Source organism: Terrabacter sp. 01T434, from assembly GCF_056398545.1.
On the sequence record NZ_JBFTPP010000001.1, the window covers coordinates 441,797 to 464,060 of the forward strand.

General features: G+C 71.1%; 19 protein-coding genes. 12 read left to right on the plus strand and 7 right to left on the minus strand.

All coding sequences use genetic code 11. From position 1 onward, the window contains the following. Positions 1-2: 2 nt before the first annotated feature. The 4 genes from AC1DIW_RS02165 to AC1DIW_RS02180 all read right to left on the minus strand — a co-directional run bounded on the left by AC1DIW_RS02165 (position 3) and on the right by AC1DIW_RS02180 (position 3,732). Complete coding sequence (locus AC1DIW_RS02165; protein ID WP_478106294.1) at positions 3-1,142, minus strand: Mrp/NBP35 family ATP-binding protein; 1,140 nt, start codon at positions 1,140-1,142, stop codon at positions 3-5. Positions 1,143-1,205: 63 nt separating this feature from the next. Next, positions 1,206-1,757, minus strand: a complete 552-nt coding sequence (locus tag AC1DIW_RS02170; protein ID WP_442279955.1) for a DUF1003 domain-containing protein — start codon at positions 1,755-1,757, stop codon at positions 1,206-1,208. Then, a complete protein-coding gene (locus AC1DIW_RS02175; RefSeq protein WP_478106295.1) occupies positions 1,754-3,061 on the minus strand; it encodes a magnesium transporter MgtE N-terminal domain-containing protein in 1,308 nt (435 codons plus the stop codon). Before AC1DIW_RS02175 ends, AC1DIW_RS02170 begins: the two co-directional genes overlap by 4 nt. Positions 3,062-3,078: 17 nt before the next feature. After that, complete coding sequence (locus tag AC1DIW_RS02180) at positions 3,079-3,732, minus strand: hypothetical protein (RefSeq protein WP_442279953.1); 654 nt, start codon at positions 3,730-3,732, stop codon at positions 3,079-3,081. An 89-nt stretch (positions 3,733-3,821) separates the two neighbouring features. Between AC1DIW_RS02180 and AC1DIW_RS02185 the strand changes: the two genes are divergently transcribed. Both AC1DIW_RS02185 and AC1DIW_RS02190 read left to right on the plus strand, forming a co-directional pair. Beyond that, positions 3,822-4,937 (plus strand): HpcH/HpaI aldolase/citrate lyase family protein, encoded by a 1,116-nt coding sequence (locus tag AC1DIW_RS02185; RefSeq protein WP_442279952.1) that lies wholly within the window; start codon positions 3,822-3,824, stop codon positions 4,935-4,937. After that, a complete protein-coding gene (locus AC1DIW_RS02190) occupies positions 4,934-5,812 on the plus strand; it encodes an HpcH/HpaI aldolase/citrate lyase family protein (protein ID WP_478106296.1) in 879 nt (292 codons plus the stop codon). The genes AC1DIW_RS02185 and AC1DIW_RS02190 overlap by 4 nt, the downstream gene beginning before the upstream one ends. A 56-nt stretch (positions 5,813-5,868) precedes the next feature. Here AC1DIW_RS02190 and AC1DIW_RS02195 read toward each other — a convergent pair whose 3' ends face one another. Then, positions 5,869-6,657, minus strand: a complete 789-nt coding sequence (locus AC1DIW_RS02195) for an alpha/beta hydrolase-fold protein (protein WP_478106297.1) — start codon at positions 6,655-6,657, stop codon at positions 5,869-5,871. 83 nt (positions 6,658-6,740) lie between these two features. On the opposite strand from AC1DIW_RS02195, the gene AC1DIW_RS02200 reads away from it, so the two are divergent. The 3 genes from AC1DIW_RS02200 (at position 6,741) to AC1DIW_RS02210 (ending at position 9,677) form a co-directional block, all read left to right on the plus strand. Continuing rightward, the gene (locus AC1DIW_RS02200; protein ID WP_478106298.1) at positions 6,741-7,091 is read left to right on the plus strand and encodes a hypothetical protein; all 351 of its coding nucleotides are present in this window, start codon (positions 6,741-6,743) and stop codon (positions 7,089-7,091) included. 363 nt (positions 7,092-7,454) lie between these two features. Continuing rightward, positions 7,455-8,864 (plus strand): proline--tRNA ligase, encoded by a 1,410-nt coding sequence (gene proS / locus AC1DIW_RS02205; protein WP_478106299.1) that lies wholly within the window; start codon positions 7,455-7,457, stop codon positions 8,862-8,864. A 132-nt stretch (positions 8,865-8,996) separates the two neighbouring features. Further along, positions 8,997-9,677, plus strand: coding sequence for a nitroreductase family protein (locus AC1DIW_RS02210; protein WP_478106300.1), 681 nt, complete (start codon positions 8,997-8,999; stop codon positions 9,675-9,677). A 121-nt stretch (positions 9,678-9,798) separates the two neighbouring features. On the opposite strand, the gene AC1DIW_RS02215 is transcribed toward AC1DIW_RS02210, so the two are convergent. Beyond that, a complete protein-coding gene (locus AC1DIW_RS02215; RefSeq protein ID WP_478106301.1) occupies positions 9,799-10,581 on the minus strand; it encodes a serine protein kinase RIO in 783 nt (260 codons plus the stop codon). A gap of 384 nt (positions 10,582-10,965) precedes the next feature. Here AC1DIW_RS02215 and AC1DIW_RS02220 point away from each other — a divergent pair, with 384 nt between their 5' ends. From AC1DIW_RS02220 to AC1DIW_RS02235, 4 genes are all read left to right on the plus strand, one after another. Next, positions 10,966-14,292, plus strand: coding sequence for a CHAT domain-containing protein (locus AC1DIW_RS02220; RefSeq protein WP_478106302.1), 3,327 nt, complete (start codon positions 10,966-10,968; stop codon positions 14,290-14,292). 62 nt (positions 14,293-14,354) lie between these two features. After that, complete coding sequence (locus AC1DIW_RS02225; RefSeq protein WP_478106303.1) at positions 14,355-15,230, plus strand: caspase family protein; 876 nt, start codon at positions 14,355-14,357, stop codon at positions 15,228-15,230. A 148-nt stretch (positions 15,231-15,378) separates the two neighbouring features. Next, positions 15,379-16,578 carry an acyl-CoA dehydrogenase family protein gene (locus tag AC1DIW_RS02230; RefSeq protein WP_478106304.1) on the plus strand — a complete coding sequence of 400 codons (1,200 nt, stop codon included), beginning with the start codon at positions 15,379-15,381 and terminating at the stop codon, positions 16,576-16,578. A gap of 41 nt (positions 16,579-16,619) precedes the next feature. Then, complete coding sequence (locus AC1DIW_RS02235) at positions 16,620-17,216, plus strand: YflT domain-containing protein (protein WP_478106305.1); 597 nt, start codon at positions 16,620-16,622, stop codon at positions 17,214-17,216. A 46-nt stretch (positions 17,217-17,262) separates the two neighbouring features. Here the strand turns inward: AC1DIW_RS02235 and AC1DIW_RS02240 are convergent, their stop codons facing one another. Next, positions 17,263-18,813: an aminopeptidase P family protein gene (locus tag AC1DIW_RS02240; RefSeq protein ID WP_478106306.1), complete on the minus strand. Its 1,551-nt coding sequence runs from the start codon at positions 18,811-18,813 to the stop codon at positions 17,263-17,265. A 110-nt stretch (positions 18,814-18,923) separates the two neighbouring features. Here AC1DIW_RS02240 and AC1DIW_RS02245 point away from each other — a divergent pair, with 110 nt between their 5' ends. The 3 genes from AC1DIW_RS02245 (at position 18,924) to AC1DIW_RS02255 (ending at position 22,196) form a co-directional block, all read left to right on the plus strand. Then, entirely contained in the window at positions 18,924-20,477 is a 1,554-nt protein-coding gene (locus AC1DIW_RS02245; protein ID WP_478106307.1) for a threonine/serine exporter family protein, read from the plus strand. 104 nt (positions 20,478-20,581) lie between these two features. Beyond that, entirely contained in the window at positions 20,582-21,124 is a 543-nt protein-coding gene (locus tag AC1DIW_RS02250) for a MaoC family dehydratase (protein ID WP_442279939.1), read from the plus strand. 166 nt (positions 21,125-21,290) lie between these two features. After that, the gene (locus tag AC1DIW_RS02255; protein ID WP_478106308.1) at positions 21,291-22,196 is read left to right on the plus strand and encodes a PHP domain-containing protein; all 906 of its coding nucleotides are present in this window, start codon (positions 21,291-21,293) and stop codon (positions 22,194-22,196) included. Positions 22,197-22,264: the final 68 nt, after the last annotated feature.

A 22,264-nucleotide genomic window follows, 5' to 3' on the forward strand; every position in this document is an offset into this window, starting at 1 on the left:
GGTCAGCGGCCGGCGGGGGTGAGTCCGAGTGAACGGCCGGCGAGTCCGCGGGCGCGTGACCCCAGGCTGCGCGCGATGCCGCGCAGCGCCACGGCAGCGGCGGTGTCGGGCGCCCCCAGCACGACCGGGGTGCCGGCGTCGCCACCCTCGCGCAGGCGCGTGTCGAGCGGGATCTGGCCGAGCAGCTCCACCGGGGCGCCGATGCTCCTGGTCAGCGAGTCGGCGACCGCTTGGCCGCCCCCGGACCCGAAGATCTCCTGACGGGTCCCGTCGGGCAGCTCGAGCCAGCTCATGTTCTCGATGACGCCGACGACGCGCTGGTGCGTCTGCAGGGCGATCGAACCGGCCCGCTCGGCGACCTCGGCGGCGGCCTGCTGCGGCGTCGTGACGACGAGGATCTCCGCCGTCGGGATGAGCTGCGCGACGGAGATCGCGATGTCACCGGTGCCGGGCGGCAGGTCGAGCAGCAGCACGTCGAGGTCGCCCCAGAAGACGTCGCCGAGGAACTGCTGGAGGGCGCGGTGCAGCATCGGGCCACGCCACACGACGGGCTGGTTGCCCGGGACGAACATGCCGATCGAGATGACCTTCACGTCGTGGCTGATGGGCGGCAGGATCATGTCGTCGACCTGCGTCGGGCGCTGCTCGACCCCGAGCATCCGCGGCACGGAGAAGCCGTAGACGTCGGCGTCGACGACGCCCACGCGCAGTCCCTGCTCCGCCATCGCGGCGGCGAGGTTGACGGTCACGGACGACTTGCCGACGCCGCCCTTGCCGGACGCGACGGCATACACCCGCGTGAGGCTGTTGGGCTTGGCGAAGGGGATCTCCTTCTCGGGAGCCCCGCCACGCAGCTGCGATCGGAGCTCCGCACGCTGCTCGTCGCTCATGACGTCGAGCTCGACCTCGACCGACGTGACGCCGTCGAGCGCCAGGAGGGCGTTGCTCGAGTCCTTGGTCAGGGTCTCCTTCATCGGGCAGCCCGAGACGGTCAGGAAGATCGCGAGGTCGACCTTGCCCGCCTCGTCGATCTCGACCGACTTGACCATGCCGAGCTCGGTGATCGGCTTGCGGATCTCGGGATCGTTGACCTTCGACAGCGCCGTGAGCAGGGCATCACGGCTCGGCAGTGCGACAGACATGTGTTCCATCGTATGCGTCGTGTCGAGGCTCCCGGACCACGGCCGGGGTGCGCTCGCTCACGGTCAGGTCCGGTCGCCGGCCCCGTCGTCGGGTCCGCGGACGATGGCGCGGTCCTCGAGCTCGTCGAGGAGGTTGCGCAGCTCCGAGCGCACGAAGTCGCGGGTCGCCTGTTCGCGCAGGGCAATGCGCAGGGAGGCCACCTCTCGCGTGAGGAACTCGGTGTCGGCCAGGTTGCGCTCGTCGCGGGCGCGGTCCTGCTCGAGGGCCACACGGTCGCGGTCGGCCTGGCGGTTCTGGGCGAGGAGGATGAGGGGCGCGGCATACGACGCCTGGAGGCTCAGCATGAGCGTGAGGAAGATGAAGGGGAACTCGTCGAAGCGCAGCCCGACGGGCGCGAGGACGTTCCAGAGGATCCACGCGGCGACGAAGACCGTCATGCCGATGAGGAAGCCGGCGGTCCCCATCAGTCGCGCGAACTGCTCCGAGAGGACCCCGAAGGCCTCCTGCGAGAACGTCATTCTCGGCAGGACCCGGGCGCGCTGCTCCTGGGGCTGGTCGAGCTTGTCGCCGCGCACGGCTCGGGTGCCGGTGCGCCGGTCGGCGCGTTCGCTCACGGGCCCACCTCGATCTCGTGCCGCTCTTCACGCCAGTCCTCCGGGAGGATGTGGTCGAGCACGTCGTCGACCGTCACCGCACCGATGAGCCGCCCGTCCTCGTCGACGACAGGCAGCGAGACGAGGTTGTAGGTGGCGAGGGTGCGGGTCACCTTCTCGAGGGAGTCGCTCGCGCCCACCGGCTCGATCTCCTTGTCGATGATCGACCCGATCGCGGCGTGCGGGGGCTCACGGAGCAGCCGCTGGATGTGCACCAGTCCGAGGTAGCGGCCGGTCGGCGCCTCGAGGGGCGGACGGCAGACGTAGACCATGGAGGCGAGGGCGGGCGCGAGCTCCTCGCGCCGCACCGTCGCGAGGGCCTCGGCGATGGTCGCCTCGGGGCCGAGGATGACCGGCTCGGTCGTCATCATGCCGCCGGCGGTGTTCTCGTCGTAGGCGAGCAGGCGTCGCAGCGGCGCGGCCTCGTCGGGCTCCATGAGCTGGAGCAGCTGCTCGGCCTGCTCGGGCGGCAGGTCGGCGAGCAGGTCGGCGGCGTCGTCGGGCTCCATCGCTTCGAGCACGTCGGCCGCCCGGGCGTTGGCGAGGCCGGCGAGGATCTCGACCTGGTCGTCCTCGGGCAGCTCCTCCAGGACGTCTGCGAGGCGCTCGTCGTCGAGCGCAGCCGCGACCTCGGCGCGCCGCTTGGGGTTGAGGTCGTGGATGACCTCGGCGAGGTCGGCGACCTTGAGGTCGTCGTAGGTCTCGAGCAGGCGTTCGGCGCTCTGGGCGCCCAGCTGCTCGTGCAGCCCCACGACGTCACGGATGTCGACGAGCATCGTCTTGCCCGAGCGGCGGCGGGTGAGGCGCGACATCGCCTTGGAGGCCGACGACACGCCGGTTGCGGCCTGCCGAACGAAGACCTTGACGCCGAGCCAGTCGCGCCGCGGTCCCTGCTCGATCGCGAGGTCCTCGACGAGCGCCGCGGAGAATCCGGCCTCGACCGCCTCTGGAGCGGTGACCGTCACGGTGCGGTCGAAGAGCTCGGCCGCGACGAGGACCTCGTTCGTGCGCTGCTCGAAGCGACGCATGTTGACGAGGCCGGTCGTGATGACGGCGCCGGCGTCGATCGAGGTCACGCGGGTCATCGGGACGAAGACGCGACGGCGGCCCGGCACCTCGACGACGAGGCCGATGACGCGGGGTTCGGGCCGGTTCACCGAGAACATCACCACGACGTCGCGGACGCGCCCGACCTGGTCACCGAGCGGGTCGAAGACGCTCAGTCCGGTCAGGCGCGCGACGAAGACGCGGGTGCTCGCACTCATGGGGCAAGGCTATGGGGTCAACGTCCACGCCGACGGGCGCCACGTCGCTGGCGCTTCTTGCGCAGCTTGGCCCGCTCCTTCGCGGCGCGCCGGGCGGCCTTGGCCTTGGCGCGGGCGCGCTTGCGGTCGGCCTTCGCCTCGCCGCGACCACGCCAGTGCCAGGGGCGCCACGACGTCGTCGTCGCGGCGGTGCGCGCGGGCGGCTCGCGATGGTCGTGGGCGGAATACGCCTCCGGCGACTCGAGCGGGTCGCCGAAGGGCACCAGCGCGGCGACGGTGCACTCGGCGGCCCACCGGGTCAGCGAGTCGTCGACCGAGTTGAGCCGCGAGGCGCGGAGCAGTTCGGTGGCGCGCTGCCACTCGGGCGTGCTCGGCTCGAGGACGTGCACGTGGGCGCGCACCGTGAGCAGGCGCCCACCGGTGTCCTTGCTGCGCAGGATCACCCGGACCTCCGGGGGAAGCCAGGGGAGGGGCTGCTCACCCGGCCCGCTGACGACGAGGGCGGCCCCGTCGTCCCACACGTGCCACGCGGGCCACGTGCGGTCCCCGTCCACCTCGATCCAGAGCAGGCCCGACTTCGTCATCGCCTCGCCGAGCAGGGCGGCGGCGAGCGCAGCGGAGGCGTCGGGGTGCTCGGGGACGGCCCCCTGTTCGGTCGCACGCTCGGTCACACCGCCACCCTAGTGATCCCGGCCTCACCGGTGGCACGCGTGACTGTCGTCATAACGTGGACCGGCCGGCCGTTGCTACGTTGGCGCGCATGCGCAGCGCCAAGGACTTCTTCCGACCGCTCGCGTTGGGGGCGCCGACGCCCCTGACGCAGGTGCCCGCCCGCCCGTCCCGGGTCATCCACTTCTTCGATCCGAGCAACCCGAAGATGGCAGCGAAGGTGCCCGACCTCGTCGGCACCGTCGACGTGCTGCTCGGCAACCTCGAGGACGCCGTCAAGGCCGACCGCAAGGAGGCCGCGCGGGCAGGGCTCGTCGAGATCGCGAAGGCGACCGACTTCGGTGAGAACACCCAGCTGTGGACGCGCATCAACGCGCTCGACAGCCCGTGGGCGCTCGATGACCTGACGACGCTCGTCACCGAGATCGGCGACAAGCTCGACGTCGTCATGGTGCCCAAGGTGCAGGGCGCCGAGGACATCCACTACGTCGACCGCCTCCTCGCCCAGCTCGAGGCCAGGGCAGGGCTCACCCGGCCGATCCTCGTCCACGCGATCCTCGAGACGGCGCGCGGGATGGTCAACGTCGAGGAGATCTGCGGCGCCTCGCCTCGCATGCAGGGTCTCTCGCTCGGTCCGGCCGACCTCGCCGCCGACCGACGGATGAAGACCACCCGGGTCGGCGGGGGACATCCGGGCTACCTCGTGCGGACCGACCCGGTCGACGGCGACATCTCCGGTTCGAGGGCCACCGCGCAGCAGGACCTCTGGCACTACACGATCGCCCGCATGGTCGACGCGTGCGCGATGCACGGGATCTACCCGTACTACGGCCCCTTCGGTGACATCAAGGACGTCGTGGCCTGCGAGGACCAGTTCCGCAACGCCTTCCTCCTCGGCTGCGTCGGCACGTGGTCGCTGCACCCGGTCCAGATCGAGATCGCCAAGCGCGTCTTCAGCCCGTCCGCCGAGGACGTCGCGCACGCCCGCCGGGTCGTCGCGGCCATGGGCGACGGCACCGGCGCCGTCATGCTCGACGGCAAGATGGAGGACGACGCCAGCTTCAAGCAGTGCCTTGTCATCGTCGAGCTCGCGGAGCGACTCTCGCAGACCGACCCGGAGCTCGCCGAGCTGTATGCCGACGCACGGGGGGCCACGCCCCCCGTGGGCCCCCCGACAGCTCCCGCAGCCCAGGAAGGTGCGCGATGACGCAGCAGACGGCATACCGCCCCCGCCGCTCGGTGCTCTACATGCCGAGCTCCAACGAGCGCGCCCTCGAGAAGGCGAAGACGCTCCCGGTCGACGCCCTCATCCTCGATCTCGAGGACGCCGTCGCTCCTGATGCGAAGGATGCCGCACGCGAGAACGCTTGCGTCGCAGCTCGATCCGGCGACTACGGTCGACGCGAACTGACGATCCGCGTCAACGGTCTCGGCTCGCATTGGCACGACGCCGACCTCGCTGCCGCAGCGACGGCAGCGCCGGACGCGGTCGTCGTGCCGAAGGTGAACTCGGCCGAGGAGGTGCGCGCGCTCGTTGCGGCGATGGAGGCTGCCGGGGCGCCCGCGCACACGCGCCTGTGGGCCATGGTCGAGACACCGGTCGCCGTGCTCCACGCCGAGGAGATCGCCCGGGCCTCCGACCGGCTCGCCTGCCTCGTGCTGGGCACCAACGACCTCTACAAGGAGCTCGGCGCCACCTTCGCCCCGGGGCGGGCCGCGATCCAGACCTCGCTCCAGCTGGCGATCCTCGCGGCCCGTGCTGCAGGGGTGGCTGTCGTCGACGGCGTCTACAACGACGTCAAGGACAGCGACGGCTTCCTCGATGAGGCGCGCCAGGGCCGCGAGCTGGGCTTCGACGGCAAGACCCTGATCCACCCGGGGCAGGTCGAGGCGGCCAACGAGGTCTTCGCCCCGAGCGAGGCCCAGGTCGAGGACGCGCGGGCCGTGATCGACGCCTTCGAGACGGCCCAGGCGCAGGGGCGCGGCGTCGCGACCCTGAACGGCCGGCTCATCGAGAACCTCCACGTCGACACGGCGAAGAAGGTGCTTGCGACGGCGGAGGCGATCGCTGCCCTGTCCTGACCGACCGACTGTCGACCGGCGCCGCGGAGGTGGCGCCTGGACGCGGGACGCGGCACTCAGAGGCGTGCGGCCGCCCAGGCCATCTCCGCCGCGACGTTGCCGCTCCAGAAGTCGTCGTCGTGGCCGCCGTCCGGGAAGTGGGCCTCCACCCCTGGCAGCTGCCGGGCCAACGCGCGGTTCGCCGCGATGAAGGGATCCGAGGTGCCGCAGTCGAGGCGGACCGGGATGCCCGCGAACCGGGACAAGCGGTTGAAGATCGAGTGCCGGTCGAAGTCGGAGCGCCCGTCGTAGGCCGCTGCCGGCGTCTGGCTGCCCTTCAACCACAGCGCCGCGCTTGCCGCGACGACCCCGCTGACCCGCGACCGGCCGAGGTCGCTCGCGAGCAGGAGGGCGCCGAACCCGCCCATCGACCAGCCGAGGAAGGTGACCCGCGAGGTGGGAGACAGTCCCGACGCGGACAGGGCCAAGGGCACGAGCTCTTCGCGGACCATGGCGCCGGTGTCGCTGCCGTCGCGCCGCGCGTGCCAGTACGTGTCGCCGCCGTCGACGGAGACGAGCGCCATCCGCGAGGTCTCGACGGCGTCGGCGAAGCCGAGGTTGAAAGCGTCGTCCGCTGACCCGCCGAAGCCGTGCAGGGCGACGACGAGGCCGCGCGGATGCCCGGAACGCGGCACCGCCATCCGCCAGCGCGGCGCGTCGAGACCGAAGCGGTCCGACAGGACGCCGTCGGTGAGGACGGGCCCGCTCGCGGAGGAGCAGCCGGTGACGGTCGACACGAGGGTCGTCGCGGCGACAGCCGCTCCGAGCATCACCGTGCGCCGTGACGGACCGCTTCCGGTGGGCATGGCGGGAGCGTAGCCCCGGACGCGGGACGATCGGGCGAAGCGGCTCGCGGGATCGGTGCGCCGCGCTCGCGCGTTGAGCAGTCATGAGCCGGGACCCGCGGGAGGACGAGAGCGGGCTCGGCCCACCAGCGCTGGACGGGCCACGTCGCAGACTCTCCCGACGTCGCGTGCTGTCGCTGGGCGCCGTCGGCGCGGTCGCCGCCGGGGCGTATGCCGTGTCGCGCGGGCCCGCACTGTCGTCCCTCCCACAGCTCTCCGGTCTGGACGAGCCGAGCCCGCCGGAGCGGCACCTCGATCCGCAACCGGTGGACTTCCGCGGCCTCCAGGCGCGGCAGCGCATCGGGTCCGCCGTCACGTCGGTCTGGCACCCGATGAGATCCGGTCGTACGGCGCCTGGCCCTCTACTGGCGCACCGCGGCAGGACTGCACCGTGAGTTCGCCGACGTGCTGACCTATCTCTTCGACGCCGCACACGGCAACCACATCCACGTCGACATCGGCCGGTTCGGGCCGGAACAGCCTCGCCTCATCCGCCGGTCCCACGCCCAGGTGCAGGCGGTCCAGGCCATCTGCCGCAACGTCTGGGGTCGCCGACGTCGAGGTCACCGGCGACTTCGACGACGTGACCCGAGACGCCACCACAGGCATACTCGAGCAGGCCGGTGGGCCGGGCGAGCTCGCCGACTCGCGTGAGGCGTGGCAGGCGTTTCTCGTCGCCACCATGGAGCACGCCTAGCCATGCTGCCGAGCGTTTAACGGCGCGCGGCGGGCTCCACACCGACCCTAGGATCGACGCCATGGCCAAGACCGTGCTCACGCCCCAGTCCGTGGACTTCCCCCGCTGGTACCAGGACGTCGTCGCCAAGGCGGAGCTCGCCGACAACGGGCCGGTGCGCGGGACGATGGTCATCAGGCCGTACGGCTACTCCATCTGGGAGCGGATGCAGGCCGACATGGACCGCCGCATCAAGGAGGCCGGCGCGCGCAACGCCTACTTCCCCCTGTTCATCCCGGAGTCCTACCTGAGCCGCGAGGCCGAGCACGTCGAGGGCTTCAGTCCCGAGCTCGCCGTCGTGACGCACGCGGGCGGCAAGGAGCTCGAGGAGAAGGTCGTCGTGCGACCGACCTCCGAGACCGTCATCGGCGAGTACATGGCCAAGTGGACGCAGAGCTACCGGGACCTGCCGCTCCTGCTCAATCAGTGGGCCAACGTCGTGCGGTGGGAGCTGCGCCCGCGAATCTTCTTGCGCACCAGCGAGTTCCTCTGGCAGGAGGGGCACACGGCGCACGCGACCGAGGAGGACGCGCGTCGCTACGCGAAGCGGATCCACGAGGAGGTCTACGCGACCTTCATGCGCGAGATGCTCGCGTTGCCAGTCGTGCTCGGCCGCAAGACCGCCCGTGAGCGCTTCGCCGGTGCGACGAACACCCTTGCCCTGGAAGCGATGATGCGGGACGGCAAGGCCCTGCAGATGGGGACGAGCCACGAGCTCGGACAGAACTTCGCGCGGGCCTTCGACATCGACTACCTCTCCGAGGAGGGCCGGCAGGAGACGTGCTGGACGACGTCGTGGGGCACGTCCACCCGCATGCTCGGCGGCCTCATCATGGGTCACGGCGACGACCAGGGACTGCGCCTGCCCCCGCGCCTCGCACCGGTGCAGGTCCTCGTCATGGTGGTCAAGGACGGCGAAGGAGTCGTGGAGGCCGCGCGCCAGGTCGTCGCCGACCTCGTCGCTCGCGGGGTCCGCGCCGAGCTCGACACCCGCGTCGACACGCCGTTCGGTCGTCGTGCGGTCGACGCCGAGCTCAAGGGCATCCCCGTCCGCGTCGAGGTGGGACCCCGCGATCTCGCCGACGCCTCCGTCACCGTGGCTCGCCGGATCGCCGGCGGCAAGTCGTCGGTACCGCTGCGAGCCGTCGTCGACGTGGTGACAGGCGCGCTCGAGGAGGACCACGACGCGATGTATGCCGCCGCGTTGGCCCACCGGGATGCCCACACCGCCGCCGTCGCCACCGAGGGGGAAGCCGCCGAGGCGGGCCAGACCGGCTGGGCGACGATCCCGTGGTCCACCCTCGGTCCGGAGGGTGAGGCGCGGCTCGCAGAGTCGGCGGTCACCGTGCGGTGCCTGACGATGCCCGACGGCTCGGTGCCCCTCTCGGAGCACGACGACGGGGTTCTCGCGGTCGTCGGACGCGCCTACTGAGTCTGGCAATCGAAAGAGCGATCCGTCCGGGCGCGCGTGCGGACGGATCGCTCTTTCGATTGTGGGGAGCGGGGACGTGGCGTTGCCGACACCGGTCGGCGGGAAGAGACGTGGGTCAGGCATGGTTGTGGTGTGCGTGAGGACGGTGAGCGCGACGTGACGGACGAGACGAAACTCGCTGGACGGCATACGCCCCCAGCGGTGGCCGCGCAGCCGGAGATCCTCACGCCGCTGCTGCGCGACCGCGAGAGCGTCATGGTCTACGACCGCTCGCACGTGCTCGGACCCGATGCGCTGCGCGCCATCCTCGAGGCGGCGCGCTGGTCGCCCTCGGCCGGCAACTCGCAGCCGTGGGGCTTCATCGTCGGCTTGCGCGGTGACGACACACACGCAGGCATGGTCGACGTCCTGTCGTCGGCCAACCAGGCGTGGGCGCCGTCGGCATCCGCGATCATCCTCACGCTGCACCAGGTCGCGACCGACGAGGACCACGAGATCTCCTACAGCGACTACGCGATGTTCGACCTCGGGCAGGCCGTCGCCCACATCACGGTGCAGGCACGCTCGATGGGCCTGCAGGTGCGTCAATTCGGCGGCTTCGACCACCGGGCCGCGACCGAGCGGTTCGCGGTGCCGCCACACTGGGTCGTCACGACCGGGATCGCGCTCGGGCTTCCCGCCGGTCCCGACGACGACACCGAGATGCCGGCGTGGGTGCGCACCCGGGCCAGGCTGCCCCGCTCACGGCTGCCGCTCGAGGCGTTCGTGCACTCGGGGAAGTTCGGCCACCCGGCAGACTTCCTCACCGACTGACGCCCGGTCGACGGACAGGGATGGAGGCCACCCCACGAACGGGTGGCCTCCACCTGACCTGTGGGCTCTTCAGCGTGACCCGACGTGACTCCGCGTGCCTGCGCGGGACGGCAGGCCGTCGTCACCAGCGGGACGTCGCCGCCGCCATGAGGTCACCGAAGAGCAGTCCCTCGTCAACCGCGTACCCACGACGAGCGAACCAGTCACACATGTTGTGGGTGTCGCGTTCGAGGAACTCGGGCCCGTGCGGGTTGCCGATGACGTCGACGACCTGCGGCCAGTCGATGAGGACGAGCCGCGCCTGCTCACCCTCGCCCTCGAGGAGCACGTTGTAGGGCGAGAGGTCACCGTGCGCCCAGCCGAGCTCGGCGAGCCGGAGCATCGCCTCGCGCAGCTGCTCGAAGAGCACCGGCAGCAGGTCGGCGTGGGGTCGCACCTGTGCGAGGCGTGGTGCAGCTTGTCCGTCGGAGGTGCCGATGAACTCCATCAGCATCTCGTCGTCGGTCATCTGCACGGGATAGGGCACGGGCAGCCCCTCGTCCCAGAGGCGCACGAGCGTCTGGAACTCGGCGAAGGCCCAGAGCCCGCTGATCAGCTCCTTGCCGAACGAGGTGCGGGTGCGCATGGCCCGCATCTCACGCGACTTCCGCACCCGCCGCCCCTCGAGGTAGCCCGAGTCGCGGTGGAACATGCGGTGCTTGCTCGACCGGTAGCGCTTGCCGGCCATGAGCACGTCCCGGTCGGGCGAGCCCGGCACCCACCGGCGCACCAGGTGGACGTCGGCCTCCTTGCCCGTCTTGAGGACCCCGAGGTCGGCATCGACCGCGCCGAGGTCGGTGATGACCCAGTCGGGCCGGGGCTTCGGGCCGTGGGTCGGCCCCGTCCCAGCTCGACCACCGCTCACCCTCGGGCGGGCCGTCGGGGCCGGTGTCGACCGAGTACTGCTCTTCCTCGAGGCCAAGGACGGTCCGGCTGGTCAGCCGGGAGCCGAGGACCTCGAGGTCGTCACCGTGAAATGCATTGAAAGACAAGAGAACTCCAAGGAAGAAGAAGAATCGTGGGCAGGCATGCCCGGAGCCGTGATCGACATGTCACCCTCCTTGGGTCGGTGCGTCGGTCGTCCACCGTCGCGGTCGTGTCCGAGCGTGACGCACTCGCCACGGGCGGTGCAACACATTTATCCGTCCCGTCGCGACCGTTTGGCGCAATCCGTGTCACCGGGGCGCCCAGCGGCTCTACCGTGACGAGGAGGTGCACGTCTCGAGTTCGTCTCGGAGGGAGCCCAGGTATGCCGTCCGCGTCCTTCGGCGGGGGATCGGTGCGCGTGCGCGCGCCCCGTGGGTATGACGCGTCAGCCGCCTCGGATCGCGCGGACCGCGACCTCCCCGGTGGTGGGGTTGGGGCGGCCCAGCGGGCGGCGTTGGTCGAGGCACTGCGTTCCGGCGACTTCGTGGTCATCGAACGAATCGACCTGACACCACAGCGGGGTCGCGATCTTGACGGCCGTGCGCCGGATGACCGGCGCGGCACGGTGACGCTCGACGTCGACGTCCCGGCCGGTCACGACGCGGTCGTCCTGCTCGAGCGCGACGGCCTCTACTCCTGGCACCTGCCCCTCGGCGCCGCCGAGCGCACGCGGTCGATCGATCCCGGGCCGCGAACCGTGTCCTTCGAGCTCTCGGTCCAGCCCGAGCGCCCCCGCCGTCCACCACCGCGTTCCCGCGCGCTCGGCGCCCCCTCGGCAGATGCCGACCGAGGGCTGCTCGGGGACCTCGCGCACGGCGCCCTCCAGGCCATCGTGCTCCGCTTCGCCGCACCGGTCGTCGTGGGCAAGGTCGTCGAGCACCTCGAGTCGGGCGTGCGCACCGGGCTCGTCCACGTCACGGGCGGGACGCTCGACGCGTGGAGACCGGTGGACACGCTGGCGGACGTCGGGCTCCCCACCGGCCGTGCGGCGCGCATCCTCCTGCTCGTCCACGGCACGTTCTCGTCGACGACCGGGGGCTTCGGGGCGCTGGCCGTCACGCCCGGGGCCGGGGGCTTCGTCGACACCCTCGTGTCTGCGTACGACGCCGTCCTCGGCTTCGACCACCGCACCCTCAGCGTCGACCCCGAACGCAACGCACGTGACCTGCTCGCGCTCCTCGAGCCCCACGACGGCGAGCTCGTCATCGACGTCATCACCCACAGCCGCGGCGGGCTGGTGACGCGGTCCTTCGTCGAGTCGGTGCTGCCCGGCTCGGGCCTCCGGGCTTCAGTGGACTCGATCGTCTTCGTGGCCGCCACCAACGGCGGCACCCACCTCGCCGACCCAGATCGCTGGCACGATCTCGTGGACCTCTACACGAACCTCGTCATGGTGACCGCGGCCGCCCTGTCGCTCGTGCCCGGCGGCACTCCGTTCGCGGCAGTCGTCAGCGGGGTCGTGCGCGGTGTCGGCTCCCTCGTGAAGTACCTCGTGTCGTATGCCGCGGGCGACGACGGCGTGCCCGGCCTGGCCGCGATGACGCCCGGCGGCCCCTTCGTGACGAACCTCAATCGCGACCAGCCCGGGCAGCCCCGACCGGGGACGAACTGGCACGTGGTGACGTCCGACTTCCACGTCTCCCTCTTCGACGACCACCACAACCCACCGGAGTTTCCCCGCGAGCTCGCGATCAAGCTCGCGGAGGGCTTCGTCGACGGGATCTTCCACGGGCACAACGACCTCGTCGTCGACACCGACTCGATGTCGGCGATCGGGCTCCCCGTGGGTGGCTTCGTCCGGGACACGTTCGCGCTCGGCACCAACGACCTCGTCTACCACGTGAACTACTTCTCCCAGCTGTCGGTCATCGGGGCGATCTCGCAGTGGCTCCCACTCGGGCTCGGAGCCTCCGACCCGGAGGCGCACGTGCCCGAGTGGATGACCGCTGGGCCCGTTCTCGACCACGGCGACGAGACCGGCGAGACCGGCGAGACCGGCGAGACCGGCGAGGTCGGCGGGGACCGCGGCCTGGAGATGGCTGACGCGCCGGTGCGCCGGCCGCCGTCACCCCCGCCACTATCACCACCATCACCACCATCACCACCACCACCACCGTCACGGCCGGCCATGGTCGAGCCGCCCACGACAGCGGCCGAGCTCGCCGCCGAGATGCCTTCGACGGTGACACCGGGCTCGGAGTTCACGGTGCGGGTGCGCCTCGCCCGCCAGGGGCTTGCCCCGACCGAGGGCACGGTCCATGCGGCGCAGACCGTCCACCTCGACGCCGAGCGTCCGGCCAGCGTGCAGGTCTACGCCAAGGACAACGTCCAGGTCCTCGAGACGGACGCCAAGGTCTTCGGGCTGCCTGCGGGGGACTGGGCCAGTGAGCTGACCTTCCGGGCGCGTGCCCTCGCGGCCGGGCCGGTGCGCGTGTCGATCGTGCTTCGCCAGGGCTGGGTGCCCGTCGCCACGCTGACCCTCGAGTCGACCGCAGCAGCAGCCGGTCTGGCCGCGCCCGTGCCGGTCACAGCTGCCGTGCACACCGGCATCGACGCACCGGAGCTCGACGGCCTGCCGTGCCTCGACATCGTCGAGGGTCGACGCGTCACGGGGGAGCGGGTCTACAGCTACGCGCTGCGGCTCGTGCCGGGGGAGCCCGAGCGCATCTTCGAGTCGGCCCCGATCATGGGCCGCGACGAGTTCGTGCGCGACCGGATCGCCGAGGTCGAGCGCGTCATCAAGGATCCCGATCTCACGCCGCGCCAACGGATGTCGCAGCTGCAGAACACCGGCACCATGTTGTTCGACCAGTTCTTCCCGGAGGACATGCAGGCCTACCTCTGGGAGCACCGGGACCTCGTGCACGACCTCATCGTCTACACCGACGAGCCGTTCGTCCCGTGGGAGCTCGTGCACCTCAAGCCGGCCCGTGGCAAGCGCGGCACCACCCCACGGTTCCTCGCCTCCGGCGGCCTCGTCCGCTGGCAGCTCGGCAGCTTCCCACCCCAGCACGTACGCGTGCGCCGAGGGCATGCGCGCTCCATCTGCCCGGTCTACGCCGACCCGATGTTCAAGAACGACGTCGGGGCCGTCGAGGCCGGCTTCCTCCGGGACCGGTTCGGCGCCAAGGCCGTGAGGGCCACCCCGACGGGCGTCGGACGACTCCTGCGCGGCGGGGGGTTCGACCTGCTCCACTTCTCGGGCCACGGGGCGGCACGTTCCGACGACATCGCCGAGGCGAAGGTGCTGCTCCAGGGGCAGCGGCGGGGCCGCACGGTGCGCCAGCAGTACCTCAGCGCGACCGACGTCTCCGAGAACCTCGACTGGACCGGACCCGACCGGATCGGCCCGCTCGTCGTCCTCAACGCGTGCCAGACCGGCCGCTCCGGCGAGCTCTTCACGACGGTCGGTGGCTTCGCCAAGGCGTTCCTCGACGCCGGCGCCTCGGCGTTCGTCTCGTGCCTGTGGTCGGTCCAGGAGGAGCCGGCACGCCTCTTCGTCCAGACGTTCTACGAGGAGCTGCTCCGGGGCACCCCGATGTCCCGGGCGAGCGCCCTCGCCCGGGCGGCGGCCCGGGACGCGGACGACCCGACGTGGCTCGCCTACGTCGTGTACGCGAGACCGGACGCCGTTCTCGAAACGGTGTGAAGCGGCATACGCCCCAGTCGAACCCGCTCACCCGAGGGGTTCTCGAGATGGAAGGAACGACCATGGCACGCAGGGCTCTGTGCGTGGGGATCAACGAGTTCGAGTCGTTGCCGCAGACGAGCTGGCTCGCCGGCTGCGTCAACGACGCCAACGACATCGCCAAGGCCCTGCGGCAGATCGGCTTCGCCGGGCGGGCCACGACGGTGCTCACCGACTCCGCCGCGACCAAGAGCGCCGTCATGACGGCCCTGACGAAGCTCGTCGACACCGCGAAGGCGGGTGACCACATCGTCTTCACCCTCTCGAGCCACGGCACCCAGGTGCCCAACGAGCCCGGCGGCGACTTCGAGCCCGACGACCTCGACGAGGCCTTCGCCTGCTACGACATCCGCCAGAAGGGCGACCAGTGGGACCGCGACACCGTCATCGTCGACGACGAGCTGCACGACCTCCTGGCCCGCGTTCCGGCCGGCGTCCTGTTTGAGGCGCTGCTCGACACGTGCCACAGCGGCACCGGCCTGAAGGACCTCGAGGAGATCATGCAGGCACAGCTCCTGGGTCGGAAGCCGCGGTTCCTGCCGCCGCCGACGCGCAAGGGCCTGGACCAGACGAGGGCGCTGCGGGCCCTCGCCCCCACGGGCCGTCCCGACCGCAGGGCGCTCGTCGAGCTGACCAAGAGCCGGTCGACCGCATCGAAGCCCGTGCTGTTCGCCGCGTGCAAGTCCGGGCAGACCGCCTCGGACGCGACGTTCGGGGGCCGCTCGAACGGCGCGTTCACCTACCTCTTCCTCAAGGCGCTCAAGGACCAGCCTGCCGCGACGCGCGCCGACCTGCTGCGCGCGGTCACGGTCGGTCTCAAGGACGGCGACTTCAGCCAGCGTTCGACGCTCGAGGGCCCGGTCAAGTGCAAGAAGGTCGGCTTCGGGCAGCCCTGGTAGCCGCGGCTCGGGCACAGCCGCCCTCCGGCCGGTGACCGACGACACAGGTGTCGACCCTCACATGCCGGGGCGGTGACCGCCATCCCGGCGCGACGGCATACTCGATCGCAGTTGACCGAGAGCCCAGACGCAAGGTGGCGATTCGAGCATGTCCCGACTGCAGCAGACCGACGGCCTCACCGAGGAGCAGAACGAGCTGGTCAAGCTCGTCCGTGAGTTCGTCGACGAGCAGATCCTCCCCGTCGCCACCGAGCTCGAGCACCGGGACGAGTACCCGCAGGCCATCGTCGACGGCATGAAGGAGATGGGGATCTTCGGCCTGATGATCCCCGAGGAGTACGGCGGCCTCGGCGAGTCGCTCCTGACGTACGCGCTGTGCGTCGAGGAGATCGCGCGCGGCTGGATGAGTGTCAGCGGCATCATCAACACCCACTTCATCGTCGCCTACCTGGTGCTCCAGCACGGCACCGAGGAGCAGAAGCAGCACTACCTGCCGAAGATGGCGACCGGCGAGATCCGTGGCGCGTTCTCGATGAGCGAGCCGGGCTGTGGCTCGGACGTCTCCGCCATCAAGACGAAGGCCGTGCGTGGCGACGACGGCGAGTGGTCGATCACCGGTCAGAAGATGTGGCTGACCAACGGCGGCTCGGCCAACCTCGTCGCGGTCCTCGTCAAGACCGACACCGGCGCGGACTCGGTCTACCGCAACATGACGACGTTCCTCGTCGACAAGGAGTCGGGCTTCGGAGAGACCGCACAGGGCGTCACCGTGCCGGGCAAGATCGACAAGATGGGTTACAAGGGCGTCGACACGACCGAGCTCATCCTCGACGGCCACCGCACGACCGACGCGCAGATCCTCGGGGGTGAACCGGGCAAGGGCTTCTACCAGATGATGGATGGCGTCGAGGTGGGCCGGGTCAACGTCGCCGCCCGCGGATGCGGTGTCGCGAGAAGGGCGTTCGAGCTCGGCGTCTCCTACGCCCAGCAGCGCGAGACGTTCGGCAAGAAGATCGTCGAGCACCAGGCGGTGCTCTTCCGGCTCGCCGACATGGCCGTCAAGGTCGAGGCCGCCCACGAGATGATGGTCAAGGCCGCCCGCAAGAAGGACTCCGGGGAGCGCAACGACCTCGAGGCGGGCATGGCGAAGTACCTTGCGTCGGAGTACTGCTCGCAGGTCGTCGAGGACAGCTTCCGGATCCACGGCGGCTACGGCTACTCCAAGGAGTACGAGATCGAGCGGCTCTACCGTGAGGCGCCGATGCTGCTCATCGGCGAGGGCACGGCCGACATCCAGCGGATGATCATCGGCCGTCGGCTCGTGGAGGACTACAAGCTCAAGGCCTGAGTGTCCGTCTCCGTCGCGGCGAGGGATGCGAGGATGGAGACATGAGTCTGCAACCGAAGGGTCCGGGGGGACGTCAGGGCTTCGCGACGCTCTCCTTGGAGTACCCCATGTCGCTCGGGGTGTTCGAGAAGTACGTCGATGCGCAGAAGGCCGTCGACACGCTGTCGGACAACCAGTTCCCGGTCGAGAACTGCCTCATCGTCGGCACCGACCTCAAGCAGATGGAGCGGGTGACGGCCCGCCTCACGTGGGGCCGCGTCGCCCTCGGCGGCCTGCTCTCCGGCGTGTGGCTCGGCCTCTTCGTGGGCCTGATCCTCTCGCTGTTCTCGCGCCCCTCCAACCCGATGACCCTGCTGCTCTCCACCGCCGTCTACGGCGCGGTCTTCGGGCTCATCTGGTCGCTCGTCGGCTATGCCTTCACCCGCGGCGCTCGTGACTTCTCGTCGGTGAGCCAGGTCGTCGCCACACGCTACGAGGTCTTCTGCGAGCACAAGTTCGCGCAGCAGGGTCGCCAGATCCTCGCCCAGGCGGGCATCCCGGTCAGCCACTCCGGCTTCGGCAGCGCGACGCCGCCGGCGCCGCCGACGCCTCCGGCGGCCGACCCGGGCCAGAGCGGCCCACCCCCGCCCGCCGTCTGACACCCACCCTCTGGACGGCAACACACCCGCGGAGGGGCGCTGACGGTCAGGGGCGCGCGGCCCAGATGCCGGCGATCCACTGCTCGACCTCGTCGGCGCTGCGCGGCATCGCGGCCGAGAGGTTCTCGCAGCCGTCGTCGGTGATGAGGACGTCGTCCTCGATGCGCACCCCGTTGCCGCGGAGCTCGACCGGGACGAGCTCGTCGTCCGCCTTGAAGTAGAGCCCCGGCTCGACGGTGATGACCATGCCCGGCTTCAGCTCGGCGTCGGAGTACTCCTCACGGGTCGCGAGCGCGCAGTCGTGGACGTCGATGCCCAGGTGGTGGCTCGTGCCGTGCACCATCCAGCGGCGGTGGTACTGCCCGTGGTCGGGGTCGAGCGTGCCCTCGACGTCGACGCCCTCGGGCAGCAGGCCCCACTCGTGCAGGTGCTCGGCGATGACGCGGATGGCGGCGGCGTGCACGTCGCTGAACTTGTTGCCCGGCTTGCAGGCGGCGATGCCGGCCTCCTGGGCGGCGTACACGGCGTCGTAGATCTTGCGCTGCGCCTCGGTGAAGGTGCCGCTCACCGGCAGGGTGCGCGTGATGTCGGCGGTGAAGAGGGAGTCGACCTCGACCCCGGCGTCGAGCAGGAGCAGGTCGCCGTCCTTGATGTCACCGGTGTTCTTGATCCAGTGCAGGGTGTTGGCGTGGTTGCCGCTGGCGCAGATCGAGTCGTAGCCGACGCCGTTGCCGTGGTGGCGGGCGTGCAAGCCGAAGATCCCCTCGACCCAGCGCTCGCCGCGCCCGCGACGAACCGCCTCGGGCAGGTCGGCGATGACGGCGTCGAAGCCCTGGTGGGTGCCGGCAACGGCGTCGCGCATCTGCCCGACCTCCCACTCGTCCTTGACGAAGCGAAGCTTCGAGAGGAAGGCGGCGAGCTGCTCGTCGGCCTCCCGCTGGTGGTCGAGGCGGGTCTCGGCCTCGGCCGCCTCCTGCGCCTCGGCCGTTGCGGCGCGGGCCTTGTCGACGCGGGCCGCCACCTCGGCATCGGCGTCGCGCACGACGCGGATCGTGACCTCGCCCGCGTCCTTCCCGACGGCCTCACCGAACTCGTCGATGTGGCGGGCGGTGAGACCGAGCTCGGACTCGATGTCGGCCAGGGTTGGACGGGCCCCGACCCAGAACTCGCCGTAGCGCGAGTCGCCGAAGAACTCCTCGGTGTCGCGGTCGGCGAGGGGGCGGAAGTAGAGGACGGCCTCGTGCCCTGCCGGGCTGCCGTCGGCCGCGTCGCCGGCGGACCGCACCGGCTCGAGGACGAGCACCGCGTCGGGCTCGCGGTCGCTGCCGAGGCCCGTGAGGTGGGCGAAGGCGCTGTGCGGCCGGAAGACGTAGTCGCAGTCGTTGCTGCGCACCTTGAGGCCACCGGCCGGGACGACCAGGCGCTCACCGGGGAAGGCGGCACTGACGGCGTCGCGTCGACGGGCTGCGTGGTCGGCGACCTGCGCCCGAGGGGTCACCTCGGTGCCGCGGGGCGCCCACCCACTCGCGACGAAGGCCCGGAACTCGTCGGTCGTCGGGCGCTTGCGGCTCGGAGAGGTCTGCTGCTCTTCACTCATCACCCGGCCATGGTGCCACGAAGGGCAGGCGCTGCCGAACCAGGTTTCGACGGGGCGGGGCACCCCGGTGGGGTACCACCCCACCGGAGCAGGTGGCATACGGTCTGTGGGTGGCCAGCACCGACCGAACCGCCCGGCCGACCACCGCCTACCGCAGCCTGCCCTCGTTGAGGGCGGGCACCCGGCGCGCCATGAGGCCGAGCGGGCCGCCGACCGACGAGATCCCGATCTGGACGACCCCCGACGGGGTCGACTCGGTGACGGCCCAGGCCGTCATCGACCTCGCGATGCGCGCCGGGGTCGCGATGATCGCCACCGGCGCGGCAGCCGCCGATGTCACGGCGACGGTGCTGACCCTGACCAAGGCGTACGGCCTCAGCTCGGTCCACGTCGACGTCACCTACACCTCGGTCACCGTCTCCTACCACCGCGGCCCGAACGCCGACCCGATCACCGTGATGCGCATCGTCCGCTTCCGCGTGCAGGACTACACGCGGCTCGAGCGACTGCGCAGCCTCATCGTCGACCTCTCGCAGGACCCGGTGTCGGTCGACGAGGCCCGGGTGCGCTTCGACGCGGTCATCACGGCACCGCACCCCTACCGCCGCTGGCTCGTCACCGTCGCCGGGGGCGCGCTGGCCGCGGGCGCCGCGGGCCTCGTCGGCGCGGGGCCGTTCATCATCCTGCTCAGCTTCCTCACCGCGACCGTCGTCGGCAGGGTGTTGGCGTGGCTCACGGGCGCGGGCGTCGCGGCCTTCTTCGCCCAGTGCGTCGGCGCGGCGATCCCGACCGCCGTTGCGACTCTCCTCGTCGTGGCCCAGTCGGCCGGCCTCACCTTCGTCGGCGACGTGTCGCCCTCGCTCGTCGTGGCCTCCGGCATCGTGCTGCTGCTGGCCGGGCTCTCGGTCGTCGGAGCTGCGGAGGACGCCCTGGGGGGCTACTACGTCACGGCCGGGGCCCGCGGCTTCGAGGTCATCGTGCTCTCGCTCGGCATCGCCGTCGGCATCTCGAGCGTCCTGTCGCTCGGCAAGCGGCTCCACTACCCGATCGCGATCACCTCGCAGACGCTGCTCAGCGACAACCTGGTCGTGCAGGTCGTCTGCGCGGTCATCATCTCCGTCGCCTTCGCGGTGCTCTCCTACTCGAGCGGCACCGCAGTCGTCGTGGCCGGTTTCGCGGGCGGTTTCGGCTGGGTCGTGCTCGCCCTGGCCGAGCGGACCCTCGAGCTCGGAGCCGTGACCGCCTCGGCCACCGCCGCCCTCGTCATCGGTTTCGCGGCGCGCCTCGTCGCCCGCTGGCTCACCATCTCGGCGCTCGCGGTGACGACGGCTGCGATCGTGCCGCTCCTGCCGGGACGGATGGCCTACGAGGGCATCTCGCAGCTCGTCACCAACCCGGACGGCAACGGGTTCGCGGTGGGCATCCCGATCCTGGTGCAGGCCTTCGGTCTGGGTCTGGGGCTGGCCGCCGGGGTCTCGCTCGGCACCTACTTCGCCGGGCTGCTCGTCGCCAAGCGCCAAGGCGTGCGTCCCCGTCCGGCAGCCGGGGCGACCCTGCCCACCGACCCCGACCCGATGGCGACCGGCAGCACTGCGCCCGTGCTCTCCGAGACGAGCGACCTGCCTGTCGTCCCCGACGACGCCCAGCGCGCGGAGCAACCGTGAGCAAGCACACGGCATACGACCATGGGCGTATGCCGTGTGCTCGGGCAGGCTGGTAGCCGCTCGTCCCAGCGGGGCCGGGTGATCACTCTCGACGAGGAGCGGGCATGCAGTTCGGACGCAGCTACGAGGAGTTCGAGGTCGGTGCGGTCTACCGGCACTGGCCCGGGAAGACGGTCACGGAGTACGACGACCACCTCTTCTGCCTGCTGACGATGAACCACCACCCGCTGCACCTCGACACGCACTACGCCGCCGGCTCGACGCAGTTCGGGCAGAACGTCGTCGTCGGCAACTACGTCTACTCGCTCCTGCTCGGCATGTCGGTGCCGGACGTCTCGGGCAAGGCCATCGCCAACCTCGAGATCGAGTCGCTGCGGCACGTCGCCCCGACCTTCCACGGCGACACGATCTACGGCGAGACGACCGTGCTCGACAAGTGGGAGTCGACGTCGAAGGACGACCGGGGCGTCGTGCACGTCGAGACGATCGGCTACAAGCAGGACGGCACCGTGGTGTGCATCTTCCGCCGCAAGGTGATGGTGCCCAAGGACAACTACCTCGAGGCGCGCGGCGGCGAGCAGCCAGGTCGACCGGTGCCGGTGCCCGACAGGAACTGGCCCGGCCCGAGCACTGCCTCGCAGACCTGAGCCTCGGGCGTCGCGGCCCTCCGCGTCGCCCGAACCCCGATCGAAAGAGCAGTTCGTCCGGACGAACTGCTCTTTCGATCGGGTGGTCCACCCGCGCGGTTGCCTGTTGGCGGGTGTGTTGCGGGGCAGCGACGACTGCGTGGCCTCCCGCCCCTACGCTGGGGGCGTGACACCGACCGGGACCGCGCACGGGGCGCGCACGCATCCGGTCATCGACCTGCACGCGCACTCGACGGCGAGCGACGGCACCGAGACTCCTGCCGAGCTCGTCGCGGCAGCGGCCGAGGCGGGGGTCGACGTGCTGGCCATCACCGACCACGACACCGTCGCGGGATGGGACGAGGCGGCCAAGGCGGCCGGCGTCCGCGGCGTCACCCTGGTGCGCGGCATCGAGATCTCGTGCGCGTGGCGGCACTCGTCGATCCATCTGCTCGGCTACCTCACCGACGCCGACGACGGGCCGCTGGCGCTGGAGCTCGAACGGGCCAGGGAGTCCCGGTCGACACGGCTGGAGCGGATGGTCGCGCTCATGGCGGCGGACGGCATACCCCTCGGGTACGACGAGGTGCTCGCCCAGGTGGGCCCCGGCGCGACCCCGGGGCGCCCCCACATCGCGGACGCCCTCATCGCCAACGGCACGATCGAGCACCGGGACGAGGCGTTCGAGTCCTGGCTCGGCAACGACTCGCCCTACTACGTCGGCCACTACGCGCCGGACCCCGTCCGGGCGGTCGAGCTCGTTCGGTCCGCCGGCGGCGTGCCAGTGATCGCGCACCCGTTCACCCGGACCCGAACGGGGGTCCTGGACGACGCGCTCATCGAGCGGATGCGCGACGCGGGCCTCGTCGGGCTCGAGGCCTACCACCGCGACCACGGCCCCGAGGAGGTCGCGCGGGCCACGGCGCTCGCCGGCCGGCTCGGACTGCTGCTCACGGGGGCGAGCGACTACCACGGCGCGGGCAAGCGCAACCGGCTCGCCGAGAACACCACGGCCCCGGAGGTGTTCGAGGCGCTCGAGGCCGCCTCGACCGGGGTCACCGAGGTCCTGAGGTCGGGGACCTCGTCGCCCTGACCGCGAATCGGTCCGGTCACCCCCGTGAGTCACTCTGCTTGCCGTAGTACCGTGCTGGGAAAGGGCAA

Coding starts and splice junctions, on each gene's coding strand:
- AC1DIW_RS02165 (WP_478106294.1), bottom strand. CDS start 1,142: ATGTCTGTCGCACTGCCGAGCCGTGATGCCCTGCTCACGGCGCTGTCG.
- AC1DIW_RS02175 (WP_478106295.1), bottom strand. CDS start 3,061: ATGAGTGCGAGCACCCGCGTCTTCGTCGCGCGCCTGACCGGACTGAGC.
- AC1DIW_RS02185 (WP_442279952.1), top strand. CDS start 3,822: ATGCGCAGCGCCAAGGACTTCTTCCGACCGCTCGCGTTGGGGGCGCCG.
- AC1DIW_RS02190 (WP_478106296.1), top strand. CDS start 4,934: ATGACGCAGCAGACGGCATACCGCCCCCGCCGCTCGGTGCTCTACATG.
- AC1DIW_RS02195 (WP_478106297.1), bottom strand. CDS start 6,657: ATGCCCACCGGAAGCGGTCCGTCACGGCGCACGGTGATGCTCGGAGCG.
- AC1DIW_RS02200 (WP_478106298.1), top strand. CDS start 6,741: ATGAGCCGGGACCCGCGGGAGGACGAGAGCGGGCTCGGCCCACCAGCG.
- proS (WP_478106299.1), top strand. CDS start 7,455: ATGGCCAAGACCGTGCTCACGCCCCAGTCCGTGGACTTCCCCCGCTGG.
- AC1DIW_RS02220 (WP_478106302.1), top strand. CDS start 10,966: ATGCCGTCCGCGTCCTTCGGCGGGGGATCGGTGCGCGTGCGCGCGCCC.
- AC1DIW_RS02225 (WP_478106303.1), top strand. CDS start 14,355: ATGGCACGCAGGGCTCTGTGCGTGGGGATCAACGAGTTCGAGTCGTTG.
- AC1DIW_RS02230 (WP_478106304.1), top strand. CDS start 15,379: ATGTCCCGACTGCAGCAGACCGACGGCCTCACCGAGGAGCAGAACGAG.
- AC1DIW_RS02235 (WP_478106305.1), top strand. CDS start 16,620: ATGAGTCTGCAACCGAAGGGTCCGGGGGGACGTCAGGGCTTCGCGACG.
- AC1DIW_RS02240 (WP_478106306.1), bottom strand. CDS start 18,813: ATGAGTGAAGAGCAGCAGACCTCTCCGAGCCGCAAGCGCCCGACGACC.
- AC1DIW_RS02250 (WP_442279939.1), top strand. CDS start 20,582: ATGCAGTTCGGACGCAGCTACGAGGAGTTCGAGGTCGGTGCGGTCTAC.